This window comes from Bifidobacterium tissieri (assembly GCF_002259645.1).
GTDB lineage: Bacteria > Actinomycetota > Actinomycetes > Actinomycetales > Bifidobacteriaceae > Galliscardovia > Galliscardovia tissieri.
The window spans coordinates 112,350-133,166 of record NZ_MWWV01000018.1; the positions used below are offsets into that span (position 1 = coordinate 112,350).

General features: G+C 58.3%; 18 protein-coding genes and 1 rRNA gene. 14 read left to right on the forward strand and 5 right to left on the reverse strand.

Going from position 1 to position 20,817, the window contains the following annotated elements; genetic code table 11:
• Nucleotides 1-155 precede the first annotated feature (155 nt).
• The 3 genes from BTIS_RS10265 to BTIS_RS10275 all read left to right on the forward strand — a co-directional run bounded on the left by BTIS_RS10265 (nucleotide 156) and on the right by BTIS_RS10275 (nucleotide 3,930).
• Nucleotides 156-1,469, forward strand: a complete 1,314-nt coding sequence (locus BTIS_RS10265; protein WP_094665153.1) for an MFS transporter — start codon at nucleotides 156-158, stop codon at nucleotides 1,467-1,469.
• Nucleotides 1,470-1,639: 170 nt separating this feature from the next.
• Nucleotides 1,640-2,833 carry a pyridoxal phosphate-dependent aminotransferase gene (locus BTIS_RS10270; RefSeq protein ID WP_094665155.1) on the forward strand — a complete coding sequence of 398 codons (1,194 nt, stop codon included), beginning with the start codon at nucleotides 1,640-1,642 and terminating at the stop codon, nucleotides 2,831-2,833.
• A gap of 113 nt (nucleotides 2,834-2,946) precedes the next feature.
• Nucleotides 2,947-3,930: a D-2-hydroxyacid dehydrogenase gene (locus BTIS_RS10275; RefSeq protein WP_094665157.1), complete on the forward strand. Its 984-nt coding sequence runs from the start codon at nucleotides 2,947-2,949 to the stop codon at nucleotides 3,928-3,930.
• 122 nt (nucleotides 3,931-4,052) lie between these two features.
• On the opposite strand, the gene BTIS_RS10280 is transcribed toward BTIS_RS10275, so the two are convergent.
• From BTIS_RS10280 to BTIS_RS10295, 4 genes are all read right to left on the reverse strand, one after another.
• A complete protein-coding gene (locus BTIS_RS10280) occupies nucleotides 4,053-4,733 on the reverse strand; it encodes a methionine ABC transporter permease (RefSeq protein WP_094665159.1) in 681 nt (226 codons plus the stop codon).
• Between the two features lie 2 nt (nucleotides 4,734-4,735).
• Complete coding sequence (locus tag BTIS_RS10285; RefSeq protein WP_094665161.1) at nucleotides 4,736-5,527, reverse strand: methionine ABC transporter ATP-binding protein; 792 nt, start codon at nucleotides 5,525-5,527, stop codon at nucleotides 4,736-4,738.
• Between the two features lie 82 nt (nucleotides 5,528-5,609).
• Entirely contained in the window at nucleotides 5,610-6,452 is an 843-nt protein-coding gene (locus BTIS_RS10290; protein ID WP_094665163.1) for a MetQ/NlpA family ABC transporter substrate-binding protein, read from the reverse strand.
• 288 nt (nucleotides 6,453-6,740) lie between these two features.
• The gene (locus tag BTIS_RS10295) at nucleotides 6,741-7,277 is read right to left on the reverse strand and encodes a peptidylprolyl isomerase (protein WP_094665165.1); all 537 of its coding nucleotides are present in this window, start codon (nucleotides 7,275-7,277) and stop codon (nucleotides 6,741-6,743) included.
• Between the two features lie 78 nt (nucleotides 7,278-7,355).
• Here BTIS_RS10295 and BTIS_RS10300 point away from each other — a divergent pair, with 78 nt between their 5' ends.
• From BTIS_RS10300 to clpX, 10 genes are all read left to right on the forward strand, one after another.
• Nucleotides 7,356-9,050 carry an NAD+ synthase gene (locus BTIS_RS10300; RefSeq protein ID WP_094665167.1) on the forward strand — a complete coding sequence of 565 codons (1,695 nt, stop codon included), beginning with the start codon at nucleotides 7,356-7,358 and terminating at the stop codon, nucleotides 9,048-9,050.
• Nucleotides 9,051-9,086: 36 nt separating this feature from the next.
• Nucleotides 9,087-9,269, forward strand: a complete 183-nt coding sequence (locus tag BTIS_RS10305; RefSeq protein WP_094665169.1) for a hypothetical protein — start codon at nucleotides 9,087-9,089, stop codon at nucleotides 9,267-9,269.
• 251 nt (nucleotides 9,270-9,520) lie between these two features.
• Nucleotides 9,521-11,896 (forward strand): formate C-acetyltransferase, encoded by a 2,376-nt coding sequence (gene pflB, locus BTIS_RS10310; RefSeq protein WP_094665171.1) that lies wholly within the window; start codon nucleotides 9,521-9,523, stop codon nucleotides 11,894-11,896.
• Nucleotides 11,897-11,991: 95 nt separating this feature from the next.
• Entirely contained in the window at nucleotides 11,992-12,873 is an 882-nt protein-coding gene (gene pflA / locus BTIS_RS10315; RefSeq protein WP_094665173.1) for a pyruvate formate-lyase-activating protein, read from the forward strand.
• A gap of 169 nt (nucleotides 12,874-13,042) precedes the next feature.
• On the forward strand, nucleotides 13,043-13,780 hold the full coding sequence (locus BTIS_RS10320) for a DUF3000 family protein (protein ID WP_158216899.1): 738 nt from the start codon (nucleotides 13,043-13,045) through the stop codon (nucleotides 13,778-13,780).
• Nucleotides 13,767-15,053, forward strand: a complete 1,287-nt coding sequence (locus tag BTIS_RS10325) for an HRDC domain-containing protein (protein ID WP_245819418.1) — start codon at nucleotides 13,767-13,769, stop codon at nucleotides 15,051-15,053. The genes BTIS_RS10320 and BTIS_RS10325 overlap by 14 nt, the downstream gene beginning before the upstream one ends.
• Before the next feature lie 51 nt (nucleotides 15,054-15,104).
• Nucleotides 15,105-16,490 (forward strand): trigger factor, encoded by a 1,386-nt coding sequence (gene tig, locus BTIS_RS10330; protein WP_094665179.1) that lies wholly within the window; start codon nucleotides 15,105-15,107, stop codon nucleotides 16,488-16,490.
• Between the two features lie 196 nt (nucleotides 16,491-16,686).
• Nucleotides 16,687-17,307, forward strand: coding sequence for an ATP-dependent Clp protease proteolytic subunit (locus BTIS_RS10335; protein WP_094665181.1), 621 nt, complete (start codon nucleotides 16,687-16,689; stop codon nucleotides 17,305-17,307).
• A gap of 2 nt (nucleotides 17,308-17,309) precedes the next feature.
• Nucleotides 17,310-17,963, forward strand: coding sequence for an ATP-dependent Clp protease proteolytic subunit (locus tag BTIS_RS10340; RefSeq protein ID WP_094665183.1), 654 nt, complete (start codon nucleotides 17,310-17,312; stop codon nucleotides 17,961-17,963).
• Between the two features lie 95 nt (nucleotides 17,964-18,058).
• A complete protein-coding gene (gene clpX, locus BTIS_RS10345) occupies nucleotides 18,059-19,360 on the forward strand; it encodes an ATP-dependent Clp protease ATP-binding subunit ClpX (RefSeq protein ID WP_169713089.1) in 1,302 nt (433 codons plus the stop codon).
• A gap of 469 nt (nucleotides 19,361-19,829) precedes the next feature.
• On the opposite strand, the gene BTIS_RS11760 is transcribed toward clpX, so the two are convergent.
• Nucleotides 19,830-20,195 carry a hypothetical protein gene (locus tag BTIS_RS11760; protein WP_143248942.1) on the reverse strand — a complete coding sequence of 122 codons (366 nt, stop codon included), beginning with the start codon at nucleotides 20,193-20,195 and terminating at the stop codon, nucleotides 19,830-19,832.
• 9 nt (nucleotides 20,196-20,204) lie between these two features.
• Between BTIS_RS11760 and BTIS_RS10350 the strand changes: the two genes are divergently transcribed.
• Nucleotides 20,205-20,817, forward strand: a 16S ribosomal RNA gene (locus tag BTIS_RS10350); the annotation flags it as partial.

Sequence of the window (20,817 nt, forward strand, 5' to 3'; positions counted from 1 at the left end):
CGCCAATCCGACAACAATGTGAAGCGATTCCCTAAGAGGGGGAAATGATCAACCTTCGCGCCGTTGCCAAGCGTTGACTTGGCACGGCCCGAACATGGCCAGCCGGTCACGATTGACGCGCGGTGCGTATTGAGACATATGAGAGGAACAGCGATATGTCCACCACAACAGCATCGCTAAGCGGCGCAAAGACGGTCAAGAAAGACTCCGTCGCCGAGATCATCGCCGCATCCATGGTCGGCACAGCCATCGAATTCTACGACAACTACTGCTATTCCATCGCAGCCGCCAGCTACTTCGGCACCATCTTCTTCACCACGGTCGCCAAATCCAACCCCGCGCTGGCGACCCTGATGTCCTTCGTCACCTTTGCCGTCTCTTTCCTTGCCCGCCCCTTCGGCTCCATGCTCTTCGGACACTTCGGCGACAGAATGGGCCGCAAGAAAACACTCGTGATCGCCCTGCTGACCATGGGCATCTCCACCTTCGTCGTCGGCCTGCTGCCCGGCTATGAGCAGATCGGCGCATGGGCCGTCGTCATCCTGTGCCTCTGCCGCGCATGCCAGGGCGTCGGCCTCGCCGGAGAATGGTCCGGTGCCGCCCTCGTGGCCACCGAAAACGCCCCCGCCGACAAGCGCGCCCTCTACGGCTCCTTCCCGAACCTCGGCGCCCCGATCGGCTTCTTCTGCGCATACGGCATCAACCTGCTGCTCACCACCCACCTGAGCAAGGCCCAGATGATCGCATTCGGCTGGCGCATCCCCTTCCTGCTCTCCGCCATCCTCGTCATCGTCGGACTCTACGTGCGCGCCCGCATGAGCGAAACCCCCGTGTTCCGCAAGGCAGCCGAGGAAAAGCGTATCGTCCGCCACCCGCTACGCTCGCTCGTGCCGTACTGGAAGCAGGTCGTGCTCGGCACTCTCGCCATGGGTATCACCTACACGCTGTTCTACACACTGGGCACTTGGTCGCTGAGCTACGGCGTCGCCAACCTTGGATTCAAGCAGCCTGAGTATCTTGCCATGCAGATGGTCTCCGTGTTCTTCTTCGCCGCATTCATCGTTGTCGGATGCCTGTGGGCCGACAAGGCCGGACGCAAGAAGGTGCTGATCGCCACCACGGCGGTCACCGTGGTCTTCAGCTTCTTCGCTCCCGCGTTGCTGCAGCACAATGTCGCATCCATCATGCTGTTCCTGTGCCTCGGCTTCGTGCTCATGGGCGGACTGTTCGGCCCCTCCGGCGCCTATCTGCCCGAGCTGTTCCCGACGAACGTCCGCTACTCCGGTGCCGGCCTGTCCTACAACCTCGCCGCGATCTTCGGTGGAGCCTTCGCTCCGTCGCTGGCCACGTGGCTGGTTGAAAAGTACGGCATCATGTCCGTGGGCTGGTACCTTGCCGTCATGGCGGTGATCGCCCTGATCGCGCTGTTCCTCATCAAGGAAAGCAAGGATATGGATTACACCCGTTGATCCATCCGTGCATTGGAACGCCAATCGTTGTTGACGATCGGCGTTCCAATGCGATGATATGAGAATCCGGTAAGGGCCGGCGACCGCACATGGGTCGCCGGCCCTTACCATCTGTATATATTAGGGGCACAACGTTGTGCGGACGCATGACGCGGAAAGGAGATGCAACCATGGCCATGGGGTCGCCGAGGATGTCGAAACGAGCGAGGGAATCGGAGCCGTTCCGGGCCATGGCCTTCGGAGCGCGTGCCGATGAGCTGATCGCGCAGGGGCATGACGTCATCAAGCTCGGGCTGGGGGAGCCGGACTTCGGCGCACCTGCCGTGGTCCGTCGCGCCATGATCGAGCAGATGGATGGCCGGCCGTTGCCGTATACCGCCTCGCTTGGCATCACCCCGCTGCGGGAGGCGATCAGTGAGTTCTATCGACAGCGGCACGGACTTGACGTCGATCCGAAGCGCATCGCCATAACCTGCGGAGGATCCGAAGCGCTGATGCTGGCCATAGCCGCCACCATCGATCCCGGTGACGAGGTGCTTGCCGCCGACCCTTCCTATCCTTGCAATCGCGAACTGGTGAACATGTTCGGCGGGACTGTGATCAATGTGCCGACCGACGCCGCCAGCCGATACCATCTCAGTCCGGATTCCGTGTCGTCCGCGTGGACCGAACGAACCAAGGCGGTGATGATCACGTCCCCGTCGAACCCGACCGGTACCTGTATCCCATTCACAATGCTTCGGAATATCTGTAGCTATGCGCGAGACCATGGGGCGTGGCGTATCATCGACGAGACCTATCTCGATCTCGCCGATGTCGAATCCGACGGATCGCAGGTGCGTTCGGCCTTGGAATGCGATCCCGATGCCATCACCGTCAACAGTTTTTCGAAATACTTCGGCATGACCGGCTGGCGACTGGGGTGGATGGTGCTGCCTGAGTGCCTGCTCGGAGCGGTGGATAATCTGGCCATGAATACATTGCTCTGTGCGCCGACCCCGGTACAGTGGGCCGCTTTGGCCTGCTTTACACCCGAGGCGTATGCGGAGTGCGATCATCGTCGTGACGAATTCCGCAAACGCCGATCGCTGGTCATCGAGGGGCTGAAGCGGATCGGATTGCCGGTGGAGGTCGAGCCCAACGGTGCCTTCTACGCGTACTTCAGTGTTGCGTCCACGGGTCTGGATGCATGGACGTTCTGTAGCCGACTGCTGGAGGAGCGGTATGTGGCCCTTACCCCAGGACGCGACTTCGCCGTGAAGACCGCGGATACGCATGTCAGGCTGTCCTATGCGGCATCCCGCGATGCGTTGCGTGAAGGTCTGGCACGTGTGGGGGATTTTGTTGATTCGTTGCGTCGCTGAAGTATCCGTCGTATCATGACTACTGGTTGGTGTATCGATACACTAACGGTGTATTACCGTGAGGTCATATCGAAACATTCGAATCGATGATTCATGACACAAGGAAGGGCAATATGACCACTGTGAACAAGGACAACGAAGTCATCGTCAACTGCCTCCCATTGGACGACGGCGAGCGCCGCGAATTCATGATGGCGGCAAACGGTGTTGAGCAGGTGTTCGTCGGCGATCCGACGGAGCGGAATACCATGACGTGGTCGGTGCATGTTCCCGAGGACGTTGCCCGGCGTGCCACCGCCGTCATCGGCAATGTTCCGCCATCGCAGATCACCCGGTATCCGCATCTGCGCTGGCTGCAGACCTGGAGCGCCGGTGTGGACGCCTACCTCGCCCCCGGAGTGCTTGACCCGTCGGTAATGGTGACCAATGCCAGCGGCGCTTACGGACAGAGCGTATCCGAACACCTGTTTGCCATGATGTGGGCCCTGATGAAGAACCTGCCCTCATATCGGGATAATCAATCACGGAACGAATGGCATGATATGGGAGCGGCCTCTTCACCGTTCGGGGCCACGGTTCTGGTCATCGGAACCGGAGACATCGGTTCCCACTTCGCCACGATGTGCCATGGCGTCGGGGCACATACCGTGGGCGTACGTCGCAATCCAAACAAGAACGCCGACGGCATCGAATCCATGCACGGATTCGATGAGCTGGATGAGCTGCTGCCTCACGCCGACGTCGTGGCGCTTATCGTGCCATCGGCGCCGGACACGCATCATCTTCTCGATGCCCGTCGTCTGGCATTGCTGAAGCCGGGAGCAATCGTACTGAACGCCGGTAGGGGAGACGCCATCGATCCGGATGCGCTACTCGCCAATCTCGACGGGTTACGCGGAGCGGGTCTGGACGTCACCGAACCTGAACCGTTGCCGACGGACAGCCCGTTGTGGTCCCACCCACGCTGCCTGATCACTCCGCACGTCGCCGGTGGCAATCATCTGCGCGCCACCGTCGACCGGATCATCGCCATCGCCCGTGACAACATCGCCAACTATACGACCGGCGCGCCGTTGCACAATCAGGTGAGGCGCTGAGTCGGCTCCGACAGGTGACAGGCTTGTCTTCCTGATACCACGAGAAAGGCCGCTATGCCGTCATAATTCGACGGCACAGCGGCCTTTCTCTTTTTGCCGGCATATCAGCCGGCATGCATCACTCAGCGACCGTGATGGTCGATCTTGCGTGCGATCACATTGCCCAGGGACTGGAAGATCTGCACAAGGATCACGCACAATACCACGGAGACGATCATCACGTCATCCTGGTAGCGCTGATAACCGTATCGGATGGCGATATCGCCCAGGCCGCCGGCTCCAACCGTGCCCGCCATGGCGGAATATCCGAACAGGTTGATGAACGTGATCGTAGCGCCACGTACCAGCGACGGCAGGCTCTCGAACAGCAGCACCTTGGTGACGATCTGCCAGGTGTTGGCGCCAAAGCTCTGCGCGGCTTCGACCAGACTCTCATCCACTTCGGCCAACGACTGCTCGACCATACGGCCGACGAACGGCGCCGCGGAGACGATCAACGGTACGATGGCACCCTCTACGCCCAGTGACGTACCCACGATCAGGCGGGTGAGCGGGATCAATGCCACGAGCAGAATGATGAAGGGAATGGACCTGCCGATATTCACGATCCAACCCAGCACGGAATGAAGCACGCGATGCGGCCTGAGCGCGGTGGGTCCGCTGATGGTGAGCAGCACGCCAATCGGCACGCCGATCACGTAGGCGATCAGCGTGGAGACGCTGGTCATCACGATGGTGTCCCATGTTCCCTGCACCAGCAGTTCGCCATATTCGGCGATGAACTCCTGCACGATCTGTCCCATTGTCACTTCTCCTCTTCCGTGGTGGAGTCCGTCGTATTCGTGTCGCGACGGTTCTGCGCTCCATCGCTGGCGATCAGCGCCTTGAGGATGTCGCTGTGCGGGTCGGAGAACAGCTCTTCGGTCGGGCCCATTTCGACGATGTCGCCGCCGTCGATCATGGCCACGCGGTCACAGATGTTACGTGCCACGGCCAGCGAGTGGGTGATCACGACCATGGTCACGTCGAGTTCGCGATTGATGCGGCGAAGCAGATCAAGGATCTGCACGGTCGTGGTGGTGTCAAGGGCGCTGGTGGCCTCGTCACACAGCATGATCCGCGGATTGTTGGCCAGTGCACGCGCAATGGCCACACGCTGCTGCTGTCCGCCGGAGAGCTGGCTGGGGTAGCGGTCGGCGTACTCCTCAAGTCCGACCAGAGTCAGCAGACGGCGGGCGCGCTGCTCACGCTCCTCACGGGGAGTGCGGTTGAGTTCCAAGGGGAATGTGACATTGCGGAGCACCGTGCGCTGCTGGAACAGGCTGAAGTTCTGGAAGATCATGCCGATCGAGGAGCGCAGTGCTGACAGCTTCTTGCCGGTCGCGTCGGTGACGTCCTTGCCGTCGATGATCACCTTGCCCTTGGTAGGACGTTCCAGAAGGTTGATGCATCGTACGAGCGTGGACTTGCCGGCACCGGAGGATCCGAGGATGCCAAACACTTCGCCGGGGCGGATGCTGAGATTGATGTCATGCAGGACCTCGTGGGATTCGGGCCCCTCGTCATAGCTTTTGTATAGATGCTCGAGCTGAATCATATCGTCCAATCAAAGCGTGAAGGTCCGACCTTCCCGAGGGGGAGGTCGGACCGGAAATGGAATGAGGACTGTCCGAATGCCGTCAGAAGACCGGCAGCACCGCGCCCTTGTAGTTCTTGTTGATGTAGTCGCGCACCTCGTCGGAGTTCAGCGCCTTCTTGAGTTCCTTGGTCTTCTCGGTGTTCTCGTTGCCCTGCTTGACCACCAGAATGTTGGCGTAGGTCTTGGCGGCAAGGCCATCGACCTTCTCGCTGGCCAGGGCGTCCTTGCTCGGGTCGAACTTCGCCTGAATGGCGTAGTTGCCATTCAGTGCGGCGATGTCCACATCGTTGATCACCGTCGGCACCACGGCCGCTTCGAGCTCCTTGAACTGCAGGTTCTTCGGGTTTTCGGTGATGTCCTTCGGAGTGGCGGTGATGTCGTTGGCGTCCTTGAGCTTGATCAGACCGGCGTCCTGCAGCAGCAGGAGGGCGCGTGCCTCATTGGTGGCATCGTTCGGCACGGCGACGGTAGCTCCGTCCTGCAGGGCGTCAAGGCTCTTGGTCTTGCCCGGGTACAGGCCGAAGGGCTCGAAGTGCACGGTCTCGACGGACACGAGATGCGTGCCCTTCTCCTTGTTGAAGTCGTCGAGGTACGGCTTGTGCTGGAAGTAGTTGGCGTCGACCTCGCCCTCTTCGGTGGCGGTGTTCGGCTGCACGTAGTCGGTGAATTCCTTCACTTCGAGCTTGTAGCCGTCCTTTTCGAGGATCGGCTTCACCGCATTGTTGAGGATTTCGGCGTGCGGGGTGGGGCTTGCCGCCACGGTGATGGTCTTATCGTCCTCGGACGACGAGCTGCCCGACGAGCTTCCGCAGCCGCTCAACGCGAGTGCGGCGATGGTGGTGATGGCGAGTGCCGTGCTGACGATAGCGTTCCTCTTGACCATGATGTGCTCTTCCTTCCTCTCATGGTATTTGCGACGGAACCCTACTATAAAGGAGTCCGGGGAACGGCATGACGACTTTTCGATTGGAATTATTTATATGATGTTCAATTCCGTTGACCTGTATGCCGTTCCGCCTGACGTTTCTGTCGTCCGGCGTACAAAAGGACCCGACGCGCTGTCGCATCGGGTCCTTGGGGAATGTCGAATCCGGTCATATCGTGCGCACTGATTTCCTGACGTTGGCGATCAGTCGGCGATGAAAAAGTTGATATGACGATGGCGGATCGGCTACTGGATCTCGATCGTCTCGATGATCACCGGATCAAGCGGCCTGTCACCCGCGTCGGTGGGAACGCCTTCGAGCTTGTCCACCACCTTGCGGGACTCCTCGTCGGAGACCTCGCCGAAGATGGTGTGATGGCCGTCAAGCCACGGGGTGGGGACCGTGGTGATGAAGAACTGGGATCCGTTCGTGCCATGGATCCGTCCGTCGGAACCGCGGCGCAGACCGGCGTTCGCCATGGCCAGCAGGTACGGCTTATCGAACTTCAGATCGGGAACGATCTCATCGTCGAACATGTAGCCGGGGCCGCCGGTGCCGGTACCCAGCGGGCATCCACCCTGAATCATGAAATCCTTGATGATGCGGTGGAAGGTCAGACCGTTGTAGAACGGATCGTGGCTGGGCGCACCGGTAAGCGGATCGATCCACTCCTTGTCGCCCGAGGCTAGGCCAACGAAGTTCTTCACGGTTTCGGGGGCGAGATCGTCGAACAGATCGATACGGATATCGCCTTCGGAGGTATGCATGATTGCTGTAGTCATACCCTAAAGTCTGTCATGTGTATGGGACGCTCCCGTCGGGACACGTCGCGGGAGCACTGGGAGGCTAGGATATTGGCTATGAGTGAGATTCGTTTTGCACTGGCCCAGATTGATACCTGCGTGGGGGACCTCGACGGCAATGCCTCGAAAGTACTCGACTATTCCCGTCGTGCTGCGGCCGAACACGCCGATGTGGTGGTGTTCCCCGAGATGACGTTGACCGGATACCCCATCGAGGATCTGGCATTCCGTGCCACATTCCGCAAGGCGGCCTGGGACAGGGCCGACCGTCTAGCCGAGCAGCTTGCCGACGAGGGCATGGGCGAACTGTATGTGGTGGTGGGAACCGTGGGAACCGAACGTAGCGCACTGCTGCCGCAGAATCGTCTTGTGGTGCTGCACCGGGGCGTGGTATGGGCCGGGTACGACAAGCACTTCCTGCCCAATTACGGCGTGTTCGATGAGTTCCGTATCTTCACTCCGGGCACGCATTCCCTGGTGTTCGAAGTGAACGATCGCCGTATCGGCGTGGCCATCTGCGAGGACATCTGGCAGGATGGCGGCCCTGTTGCCGAACTTGCTGGGGAGCATATCGATGTTCTGCTGACGATCAACGGTTCCCCGTATGAGGAGGGGAAGGGACACCTTCGCGTGGACATCGCCCAGCGGCGCGCCCATGAGGTCGGCGCCCCGCTGATCTACCTCAATCAGGTGGGAGGACAGGACGATCTGGTGTTCGACGGGGCCAGCTTCGTCATTGATCGGGATGGCACGATGCTGGAGCGGTCTCCGCAATTCATGGAGGACCTGAGCTTCTGGACACTGCCTGAGTCCGATGATCACGATGGACTGGTGTCCACCATCGCCGATGTGCTGGATCCGGACGAGGAGGTGTATACCGCCTGCGTACTGGGTCTGAGGGATTACATGGTCAAGAACGGCTTCCATGGAGTGGTACTAGGACTTTCTGGTGGCATCGACTCCGCATTGGTGGCTGCCATGGCGGCGGATGCGTGCGGAGGGGAGAACGTGTGGGGCGTTTCCATGCCGAGCATGTACTCCTCGGATGGGTCCAAGGATGATGCCGCCGATCTGGCCGACAACATCGGAGCCCATTACGATATCCAACCCATTGAACCACTGTTCAACGCCTATCAGGATCAACTCGATCTCGACGGCGTCGCCGCGGAGAACCTTCAGGCCCGCATTCGAGGCGTCATCGTCATGGCGTACTCGAACGAGAAGGGGCTGCTTGCCCTGGCGACCGGCAACAAGAGCGAACTGGCGTGCGGATACTCCACGATCTACGGCGACGCCGTCGGTGGATACGCTCCGATCAAGGATCTGCTCAAAACCCGTGTCTGGCAGCTCGCACGCTGGCGCAACAAGGCCGCCAAACAGGGGATCGGCATCGGAGGACTGCATCTGGTCGGCAATGAGGCGGGGGACCCTGGAACTCAGGTGGATGAGATCATCCCCGTCAATTCCATCGTCAAGCCGCCGAGCGCCGAGCTGCGTCCCGGACAGAAGGATTCGGATTCCCTGCCTGAGTACGATCTGCTCGATAAGGTGCTCGCCGCATACATTGAGCATGCTCATGGGCGTGCCGATCTGCTGGACGACGGATTCGACGAGAAAACCGTGGATACCGTCATGCGTCTGGTGGACCGTGCCGAGTGGAAGCGACGCCAGTATCCTCTGGGTCCGAAGGTGACGTCCCTGGCGTTCGGACGCGATCGTCGTCTGCCCATCACCAGTCGTTTTCGCGAATAGGAGTGAATAATAGGGAATCGGAAAGGAACGGAATCCATGGCATCGAATGACAAGAAGTGGTATTTCAACACGCGTACGGAACAGGCCGAACTCGGTCCGAAGTCCCCGATATCGGAGCGTATGGGACCGTATGACACCGAAGAGGACGCGCTGAACGCGTGGAAGATCGTCGAGGAACGCAACCGCAAGTGGGAGGAACAGGATCGTGGATGGCGCTGAGCGCTTGATCTGAAGCAGTCCTGATCACTCTCTAAAGCGAGTCTGATGGAGTGCGTGTGAGCCGCCTTACAGAGAGCTGTGAAGCGGCTCACACGCGTTTTGTGAGCTGTCTCATAAAGGCAAGGGAAAGCCTTGTGAAATGTGAGGAACGTCACGCGTAAACGGCTATTTTCCGGGTCATAGGCCGCATAGAATAGTCAGTGACAACGGAGTGATGACGCGACGTTGCAAATCCTCAACAAGGAGCGAATATGACAGCAGTAGATGCCACCAAGGTTTCTGCCGAAGACCTCCAGGCCAAGGCTTGGGCCGGCTTCAACGGCGGCGACTGGCAGAACGAAATCGATGTCCGTGACTTCATCCAGAAGAACTTCACCCCCTACGAGGGCGACGAGTCCTTCCTGGCCGACGCCACCGACAAGACCAAGCATCTGTGGAAGTACCTCGACGACAACTACCTCGCCGTGGAGCGCAAGCAGCGCGTCTACGACGTGGACACCCACACTCCTGCCGGCATCGACGCTTTCCCGGCAGGCTACATCGACAGCCCTGAGGTCGACAACGTGATCGTTGGTCTGCAGACCGACGTCCCCTGCAAGCGCGCCATGATGCCGAACGGTGGTTGGCGTATGGTCGAGCAGGCCATCAAGGAAGCCGGCAAGGAGCCTGATCCGGAGATCAAGAAGATCTTCACCAAGTACCGCAAGACCCACAACGACGGCGTCTTCGGCGTGTACACCAAGCAGATCAAGGTTGCCCGCCACAACAAGATCCTCACCGGTCTGCCGGACGCCTACGGCCGTGGCCGCATCATCGGCGACTACCGTCGTGTTGCCCTGTACGGTGTGAACTACCTGATCGAGCAGAAGAAGAAGGATAAGGACTCCATTCCTTACCGCAACGACTTCACCGAGACCGAGATCGAGCACTGGATCCGCTTCCGCGAGGAGCACGACGAGCAGATCAAGGCCCTCAAGCAGCTGATCAACCTCGGTAACGAGTACGGTCTGGACCTGTCCCGCCCGGCTCAGAACGCTCACGAGGCCGTGCAGTGGACCTACATGGGCTACCTCGCCTCCATCAAGAGCCAGGACGGCGCCGCCATGTCCTTCGGCCGTAACTCCGCCTTCTTCGATTGCTACTTCGAGCGCGATCTGAAGGCCGGCCTCATCACCGAGACCGATGCTCAGGAGATCATCGACAACATCGTGATGAAGCTGCGTATCGTCCGCTTCCTGCGCACCAAGGATTACGACAACATCTTCTCCGGTGATCCGTACTGGGCCACCTGGTCTGACGCCGGCTTCGCCGACGACGGCCGCGCCATGGTCACCAAGACCTCCTTCCGTCTGCTTGCCACCCTGACTCTCGAGCACCTCGGACCTGGCCCTGAGCCGAACATCACCATCTTCTGGGATCCGAAGCTGCCGGAAGGCTACAAGCGCTTCTGCGCCAAGATCTCCATCGACACCTCCGCCATCCAGTACGAGTCCGACAAGGAAATTCGTGGTCACTGGGGCGACGATGCCGCCATCGCCTGCTGCGTGTCCCCGATGCGTGTTGGCAAGCAGATGCAGTTCTTCGCCGCTCGTGTGAACTCCGCCAAGGCTCTGCTGTACGCGATCAACGGTGGCCGCGACGAGATGACCGGCATGCAGGTCATCGACAAGGGCGTCATCGATCCGATCGCTCCGGAAGCCGACGGCACTCTGGATTACGCCAAGGTCAAGAACAACTACGAGAAGGCTCTTGAGTGGCTGTCCGAGACCTACGTGCAGGCTCTGAACATCATTCACTACATGCACGATAAGTACGCCTACGAGTCCATCGAGATGGCTCTGCACGACAAGGAAGTGTACCGTACCCTTGGTTGCGGTATGTCCGGTCTGTCCATCGCCGCCGACTCCCTGGCTGCCATCAAGTACGCCAAGGTGTACCCGATCTACAACAAGGACGCCAAGAACCTCGAAGGCCACGAGTACGAGTACGTCGAGGGCGCCGATGACGATCTGGTGGTCGGCTACCGCACCGAGGGCGAGTTCCCGATCTACGGTAACGACGACGACCGCGCCGACGACATCGCCAAGTGGGTTGTGTCCACCGTCATGGGCCAGGTCAAGCGCCTCCCCGTGTACCGTGGTGCCGTCCCGACCCAGTCCATCCTGACGATCACCTCCAACGTGGAGTACGGCAAGAACACCGGTTCCTTCCCGTCCGGCCACAAGAAGGGCACCCCGTACGCTCCGGGCGCCAACCCGGAGAACGGCATGGACTCCCACGGCATGCTGCCGTCTATGTTCTCCGTCGGCAAGATCGACTACAACGATGCTCTCGATGGCATCTCGCTGACCAACACCATCACCCCTGACGGTCTTGGCCGCAACGAGGAAGAGCGCATCAACAACCTGGTCGGCATCCTGGATGCCGGTAACGGCCACGGCCTCTACCACGCGAACATCAACGTTCTGCGCAAGGAGACCATGGAGGACGCCGTTGAGCACCCCGAAAAGTACCCGCACCTGACCGTGCGTGTCTCCGGCTACGCTGTGAACTTCGTGAAGCTTACCAAGGAGCAGCAGCTCGACGTCATCTCCCGTACCTTCCACCAGGGAGCCGTCACCGACTGATCGCTAGTCCGATCAGCACCGTGTGAGCGGTGATATGCCGGGGGCGGGGCACGTAAATGTCCCGCCCCCATTTTGTCGTAGAAAAGAGGACGCCGATGTCTGAGAACGTGCAGTTTAAAACCACCAATCCGCATATGCTTAAGTCCAACAAGGACTATGCCAGCCAAACATTGATGGGGGGCCTCTCCGGATTCGAATCGCCGATCGGCCTCGATCGACGTGACCGCATTCACGCATTGAAATCAGGAGACATCGGATTCGTTCATTCATGGGATATCAATACTTCCGTTGACGGTCCGGGAACTCGCATGACTGTGTTCATGAGTGGTTGTCCGTTGCGTTGCCAGTATTGCCAGAATCCGGATACGTGGAAGATGCGTGACGGTAAGCCTGTGTACTTCGACGCCATGGTCAAGAAGATCAGTCGTTATGCCGATCTGTTCAAGGCGACCGGGGGTGGTATCACATTTTCCGGTGGTGAATCCATGATGCAGCCGGCATTTGTCTCCCGTGTATTCCGTGCCGCCAAGGAAATGGGCGTACACACCTGCCTTGACACGTCTGGATTCCTCGGTGCGAGCTACACCGACGAACAGCTGGATGACATTGATCTCTGCTTGTTGGATGTCAAATCCGGCGATGAGGCGACCTACAAGAAGGTCACCGGCGGCATTCTTCAGCCGACCATCGATTTTGGACATCGTCTTGCGGAACGTGGCGTCAAGATGTGGGTGCGTTTCGTGCTGGTGCCCGGCCTGACCGATTCCGAAGACAACGTCGAGAATGTGGCGAAGATCTGCGCTTCGTTCGGTGACGCGCTCGAGCACGTCGATGTGCTCGGCTTCCATCAGCTGGGTCGACCCAAGTGGCATGAGTTGCGCATTCCCTATCCTCTTGAGGATGCCAAGGGCCCGTCTGCCAAGCTTCGCGCACGCGTGGTCAAGCAGTTCGAAAGCCACGGACTTACCGTGTACTGATTTCGTTCCCTTCCCCAGATCGAGTGCCGCTTGGAACGATCTGAGGAATGACGCATGATCCTCGTCCATTGCATGGACGGGGATCATGTTGCTTTCGAGGCATTTGCAGTGTTCGAGCCGGCTTTCCGTTTGGGATGTACGCCATAACGACATGGCTCCGATTAGGAGCATGACGGCATCCGATGGACTGGCCTTGACGCAATCCGGCGAAAAGGCACCCGAAATACAGGCGACAGCGGACGTGACTACTAATGTTGGGTATATGGCCGAGATATTCACGTTCCCTATCGGCCGGTCATCGCAGACCGCCGGTGCTTCGCGTGCAGCCTCCATCGAGGATGATCGTGGAATGACGGTGCCCAGCAATGTGTTGCGCTCCGTTGAATCGGTGCGTGCCATGAGGCAGCGTTCCGGCGTCATATATCGCGAGATTCCTGTGCCCCTGACGTTGTCGGACTACGGGATCGGTGCTCAGATCGACGTCAACAATGGATCCCCTGTTCATTCCTGCGGGTGGATCATGGTGTTGTATTCCGAACATCCTCGAACCGAATGGGGGTCGAGATGGCGGTGCGTGGCTTACGGTTCGGTGAGAATTTCCGGTTCCGAACACAATGGTCTGACCCCGCCGATGATGTGGGATTGGCTGGAGCGTTCCATTACGGGAATCAACGAGGAAACCCTTGGTGGTACGGTAAGTCTGAATCGCAACACGTCCTTTGGATCGCTGTCCGACCCGGCGGGAGATCCTCCGCGTTTCGATTGCGAGCTACGAGTCTCCTGGACTCCTCTCGAAGAGAAGGGGGGATGGGTGGACGCCGGCACTCAGGTGGACGTGTGGGCAAGATTCCTGGAATCTTTGACAACGAACGACGAATTGGAAGAACCAATCAGTGACAGAGAGTAAAGAGCCGCATCTGCTTAAGGAACCCCGTGGAGGGGTGCCGGACGTGATCGATACGATCGAAGGATTTGACGCCGTCGTCGAGCGCTTCGCCAATGCCGAGGGGCCGGTGGCTGCCGACGCGGAACGTGCATCGGGTTTTCGATATGGACATGACGACTGGCTTGTGCAATTCAAAAGGGAGGGGGCCGGCATCGCGCTGTTTGATTGCATGGCGCTGAAACAAGCCGGTGCGAACTGGTCCGATTTCAATGAGGCTGTACGCGGCGAGGATTGGATCATACACGATTCACTGCAGGATCTCCCTGGGTTCTTTGATCTTGGCATGCGTCCGGATGCGGTGTTCGACACTGAAGTGGCGGCTCGTCTACTTGGCAATACCCGGTTTGGTCTGGCTGCGGTCACCGCGAAATATCTCGGATTGGTATTGGCGAAAGAGCATTCCGCAGCTGATTGGTCCTATCGTCCATTGCCCCGTGACTGGAGGAACTATGCGGCATTGGACGTAGAGGTACTGATTGAACTGCGGTCGATGCTGCTTGCCGAGTTGAAGTCGCAGGGGAAGGAGGAATGGGCCCGCGAGGAGTTCGCCTATCTTCGGGACAAGGGACTGCAGCCGCGAAAACCGCATCCGGAACCATGGCGGCGGGTGTCACGTATCACCTCGTTGAGCAATGATTCCCGAGCCCTTGCCGTGGTGCGCAGTCTGTGGACCGTTCGTGACCATTGGGCGCGTCGTTTGGATATCGCACCCTCGTTGTTACTGTCGGATGCCGCCATGATCGAAGCAGGGCAGCGCAAGCCGAGGAATATACGGGCCTTCAGCGCGATTCGTTCACTGAATCAGCGGGTTCGCATGCATACCGGCGGGGAACAGGACAAGATGTTCGAACGATATGCGCCATTGCAGCGTCAGGTTAAGCCGTCCGTATGGCGCCAAGCCATTCTCGAGGCACTGTCGTTGCCTTCCTCCGAACTGCCGGTGACGTCCCCGCAGCCTTCCCACGAAGAGGGGAATGCTCCTCGCTCCATGAAATACTGGAGGGAACATCATCCTGAGCGCTTTGCTCGTCTGCACGCTGCGAAAGAGGTGATTGTGCAGATCGGTGAGGACACTAGGACGCCTGTAGATGTGATCCTCAAGCCGCAGATTCTTCGCAATCTCTGCTGGGCCGACCCCGTACCGGACAACGTCTCCGATTTCCTGACATCGCAAGGGGCTAGAAACTGGCAGGTTTCGCTCATTGCAGAGTCCGTGAGTAGGGTTATAATGTAACGGTTGCCTTGAATGGCTTAACAGAATGTTTTTAACGAATTGGAGCGCAGAGTGAAAATCAGCGTGAGGAATCTCGAACCCACCAAGGTTCGTCTGACCGTGACCGTAGATCCTGAAGAGTTCGAGCCGTATCTTGACGCGGCCCGCAAGGAGATCGCCAAGCAGGTGAACATCCCCGGCTTCCGTAAGGGTCATGTCCCCGGCAAGATCATCGATCAGCGCATCGGCTTCGCTTCCGTCGCTGGTGAGGCTATCAACAACGGCATCGGTGAGCTGTACTCCAAGGCTGCTGAGCAGAAGGAACTGCGTCCGATGGACCAGCCCCAGCTGGATGTCAAGGAAGTTCCGTCTTCCGCTAAGGACGACACCCGTCTGAAGTTCACGGCTGAAGTTGAGGTTCGTCCGAAGTTCGATCTGCCCGAGCTGGACGGTATGCGCATCGAAGTGGCCAAGCCGGCCGTGTCCGACGAGGATGTGAACGCTCGTCTGGAGAACCTGCGTCAGCGTTTCGGCACTCTGGTTGGCGTTGATCGTCCCGCCACCAAGGGCGATTTCGCCAACATTGATCTCGCTGCCGAAATCGATGGCGAGTCCGTCGATTCCCAGGAAGGCGTGAGCTACGAGCTGGGCTCGGGCACCATGCTCGATGGTCTTGATGAGGCTCTCGACGGTCTGTCCGCGGGCGAGGAGACCACCTTCGAAAGCACTCTCGAGGGTGGCGACCATGCCGGTCAGAAGGCTCAGGTCAAGGTCAAGGTCAACTCCGTGAAGGCTGAGGAGCTGCCGGAGCTGAACGATGACTTCGCTCAGGAAGCCTCCGAATTTGATACTCTCGACGAGTTGAAGGCTGATGTGCGCAAGCAGTGCGAGCGCGACGCCGAAGGCCGTCAGGCCACCGAGGCCCGTGATGCGTTCATCGCCAAGCTGCAGGAATCCGTGGAGATCCCGGTTCCGAAGGGCATCAAGCAGAATCTTGCCGCTGAGCACCTGAAGTCCCTGACCCCGGATCCGGAGTCTGCCACCGATGAGCAGAAGAAGGAAGCCGAGGAGTCTGCGGAGAAGGAGCTTCGCGACCAGATCACCCTCGACACTCTTGCCGAGAAGCTTGACGTCAAGGTTTCCCAGTCCGACGTGATGAACTTCCTTGCCTCCATTGCCCAGCAGTACGGCATGGAACCGAACCGCTTCATCAGCGCCATCATCCAGAACGGCCAGATTGGTTCTGCCGTGCAGGAAGTCGGCCGTTCCAAGGGTATGCTTGCCGGTATGCGCGCCGTCGTGTTCGTGGATCCGGAAGGCAACGAGCTCGATCTGAGCCAGTTCCTCGGCGAGGATGAGGCCGAAGCCGAGGCTCAGGAAAGCGTGGAAGCCGCATCCGCCGCCGCTGCCGTGGCTGACGAGATCGCCTCTGAGGACAAGGCCGAAAACGCCGACTGATGCTAATCGCATAGGCGACATCATCAGATGAGAAAGGGTCGGAACCGATGGTCATGCAGTCGGGCTCCGACCCTTTTTGTCGTATCGTAGCGTCGGTTTTCCCGGCGACACTCCTACGCAGTGAGCCGAAAACGACTTGTCCGTCGAATTCAGACGGTAGTCTGAAAATCATCAGAATCGCAACAAAGGAGACAAGGTGAGCAACACGTTTGCGCCTCTGCCCGTCATGGCCGGTGAGGACATGCCCGCGGGGCCCGTCGATCCGATTTTCAACAGGCTTCTCAAGGATCGCATCATCTGGATGGGCGAGGAAGTCAAAGACGATATGGCGAATCGCATCTGCGCGCAGATGCTGATGCTTGCGGCCGAGGATCCAAAGAAGGATATCTGGCTGTACATCAATTCCCCCGGTGGCTCCATCACCGCCGGTATGGCCATCTATGACACCATGCAGCTCATTGAACCCGACGTCGCTACCGTTGCCGTCGGTATGGCGGCGTCGATGGGACAGTTCCTCCTGTCCAGTGGTACGCCGGGCAAGCGATTCATCACCTCTCACGCGCGTGTGCTGATGCACCAGCCGTCCGGCGGTGTCGGTGGTACGTCCACTGACGTTCGTATCAGTGCCGAGCTCATCATGGATATGAAGAAGACACTGTCCGAACTCACCGCACAGCAGACCGGTCATACGGTGGAGGAGATCTACCGCGACAACGAATACGATCACTGGTTCACCGCGCAGCAGGCGCTGGATTATGGTTTCGTCGACAAGATCGTGACCACGCCTGGCACCATGAGCACACAGAAGGGTGAATGATTATGGCATCCGAAGAAGCACAGTACATTGCGCGCGCCCAGCGTCTTGCCGGGGGCATGCCGCAGGCTCGCTATATCCTCCCGCAGTTTGAGGAGAAGACCCCGTACGGGTTCAAGCGTCAGGATCCCTACACCAAGCTGTTCGAGGATCGCATCATCTTCATGGGCGTGCAGGTTGACGACACTTCCGCCGACGACATCATGGCGCAGCTGCTGGTTCTTGAAAGCCAGGACCCGAATCGTGATGTGATGATGTACATCAATTCCCCCGGCGGGTCCATGACCGCTATGACCGCCATCTACGACACCATGCAGTACATCAAGCCCGATGTGCAGACCGTTTGCCTCGGACAGGCTGCATCCGCCGCCGCCATTCTGCTTGCGGCAGGCACTCACGGAAAGCGACTGATGCTGCCCAATGCGCGTGTGCTGATCCACCAGCCCGCAATGGGACAGGATTTCGGCAAGGCCACCGAGATCGAGATTCAGGCTCGTGAGATGCTGCGACTGCGTACCTGGCTCGAAGAGACATTGGCCAAGCATACGGGACAGGATATCGAAAAGATCCGCAAGGATATCGAGGTGGACACGATCCTTACCGCATCCCAGGCGAAGGAATACGGCATCGTGGACGAGGTTCTCGAAACCCGGCAGTGATATATTGCGATTCGTATGGCAGGGGCTGAACGTCTGTTTCGGGCGTTTCAGCCCCTTTGAGAATCGAATTTCATCGATCTTCCAGAGGAATACCCATGGGACGAGTAGTCAGTTACAGCGAGGATACTCCGCGATGCACGTTCTGCGGCAAGAGCGAACATCAAGTTCATAAATTGGTCACCGGTCCCGGTGTGGCCATTTGTGATGAATGCATAGAACTATGCGTCGATATCATCTCCGACGAGCGACGGGATGATGCGGAGATGAACGCGTTGCACCTGCCGTACCCCCGTCAGATATTCGAGTATCTGGACCGTTACGTCGTCGGTCAGACGGAAACCAAGCGGACACTATCCGTTGCGGTATACAATCATTACAAACGTGTCAACATGGGACTCCGCGACCAAGCCGCAGCGCTTTCAACGAAACAGAACAAGACACAGGATCCTTTTGCCGACGTCGAAGTCGCAAAATCGAATATTCTGCTCCTCGGTCCCACGGGGGTTGGGAAAACCTATCTGGCACAGACTCTGGCCAAGGTCATGAACGTTCCGTTCATTATCGCCGACGCCACGACCCTTACGGAAGCCGGATACGTCGGCGATGATGTGGAGACCATACTGCAACGCCTCATTCAGGCTGCTGGTGGCGATGTGGAACGAGCGAGCAAGGGCATCATCTATATCGATGAAATCGACAAGATCGCTCGCAAATCCGGGGAAAACACTTCCATCACTCGTGATGTCTCCGGGGAGGGCGTGCAGCAGGCTTTGCTGAAGATCATCGAGGGAACCGTCGCCAATGTGCCCATGGAGGGCACTCGTAAGCACAAGGATCTGGAAACGGTCCGCATCGATACCAATGACATTCTGTTCATCTGCGGCGGTGCATTCGTAGGGCTCAAGGACATCATCGAACAGCGACTTGGCAAATACGAGAGTGGATTCAATTCCACGTGGAGACAGACTCCGGTTCCTGATTCTGAGATACTGCATCAGGTCAGTGCGGATGATCTGTCCGATTTCGGGCTATTGCCGGAATTCATCGGTCGCCTTCCCGTGATCAGTGTGCTGGATGACCTGACCGAGCGTGATTTGGAACAGATTCTTCAATGTCCGTCTAATGCTTTGGTCAAGCAGTATCAAAAGCTTTTCGCTATCGATGGCGTGAAGCTTTCCTTTACCGATAGGGCCATATCGGCGATTGCGCATACGTCGATGCTGCAGGGGACCGGTGCCAGGGGATTGAGATCGATTATCGAGAAGACGCTGGAGGATATCATGTTCCAGCTTCCCGAATTGAATGACGTGGAGGAAGTGATCGTGGATGAGCGTTCCGTAAAGGAACACGCCATGCCACGAATCATTTCGTGTACGGATGTTCGACAAGAGGCATGAATTCAGGATCTCCTTCACGGTTTTCATCGTCCTCCATTGCTTACTGGGACGGCGCATATCACGACCAGGAGGGAGATGTACTTCAATGGCTTTGTTTCCGTGATCGATTTCAGAGTCTTTTCGCTTATTGAGGGTGGGGATTCGGCTTGTGCCGGATCCCCACCTTTTGTTTTCCGATGACCTTCTGGGATGGGGTACTCGGCCTAACGGTCTGTTGGCGCACTAGGGATTGCATCTGATTGGTAGTGATGTTGACAAGGGGCTGAGATTCGCTTGCAGTCGAACCCATTGCTATGGCTGGGCTGGGGAATGGTTTCCTATCTAAATATGTGGTGAATGTGTGTTGTCTGGTGATGGAATGGTTGGTGTATGGGTGTTGTGGGGTGTTGTGTGGTGTGGTGTTGGTGGGTAGTGTTGGTGGTGACGTGGGTTTTGGCTGTTTGCGACACGCCGGGCGGAGCTTGTGTTTTCAGGGGTTTTGGGTGTTTTTGTTGTGTGTGGGTTGCGGGCTTGTTGGTTGTTGTGTATGTTTATCTCTTGCTGCCCGGCGCTGATGGTTCAGGTTTTGGCCTGTGGTGTTGGTGCCTGTGTGGTGGTGGTTTGAGAACTCAAGAGCGTGTTTTGTACTACTAAGTTTTGATTGCCAGTCCGGCTGCTGCTCCTGTCCTTGTGTGGTGGGAGTGCCCGAGGGGGTTTGATTGTGGCCGGGTTTTTGGAAGGATTGTGCGAGCATGCGGCCGGTGGTCTGCGCTGTTGTGGTGTGGGTTGCTGGTTGTGTGTTTTGTCTGTCTTTTTCTTTTCTTTTTTTTTTCGAGTCATTGTTTTGGCTCTTCATGAAGGTTTTTTTGTGGAGGGTTTGATTCTGGCTCAGGACGAACGCTGGCGGCGTGCTTAACACATGCAAGTCGAACGGGATCCATCAAGCTTGCTTGGTGGTGAGAGTGGCGAACGGGTGAGTAATGCGTGACCAACCTGCCCTGTACTCTGGAATAGCTCCTGGAAACGGGTGGTAATGCCGGATGCTCCACATGGGTGCATGCCTGTGTGGGAAAGGGTTTACCGGTATGGGATGGGGTCGCGTCCTATCAGCTTGACGGCGGGGTAATGGCCCACCGTGGCTTTGACGGGTAGCCGGCCTGAGAGGGCGACCGGCCACATTGGGACTGAGATACGGCCCAGACTCCTACGGGAGGCAGCAGTGGGGAATATTGCACAATGGGGGGAACCCTGATGCAGCGACGCCGCGTGCGGGATGACGGCCTTCGGGTTGTAAACCGCTTTTGATTGGGAGCAAGCGTTAAGTGAGTGTACCTTTCGAATAAGCGCCGGCTAACTACGTGCCAGCAGCCGCGGTAATACGTAGGGCGCAAGCGTTGTCCGGAATGATTGGGCGTAAAGGGCTCGTAGGCGGCTCGTCGCGTCTGGTGTGAAAGTCCATCGCTTAACGGTGGATCTGC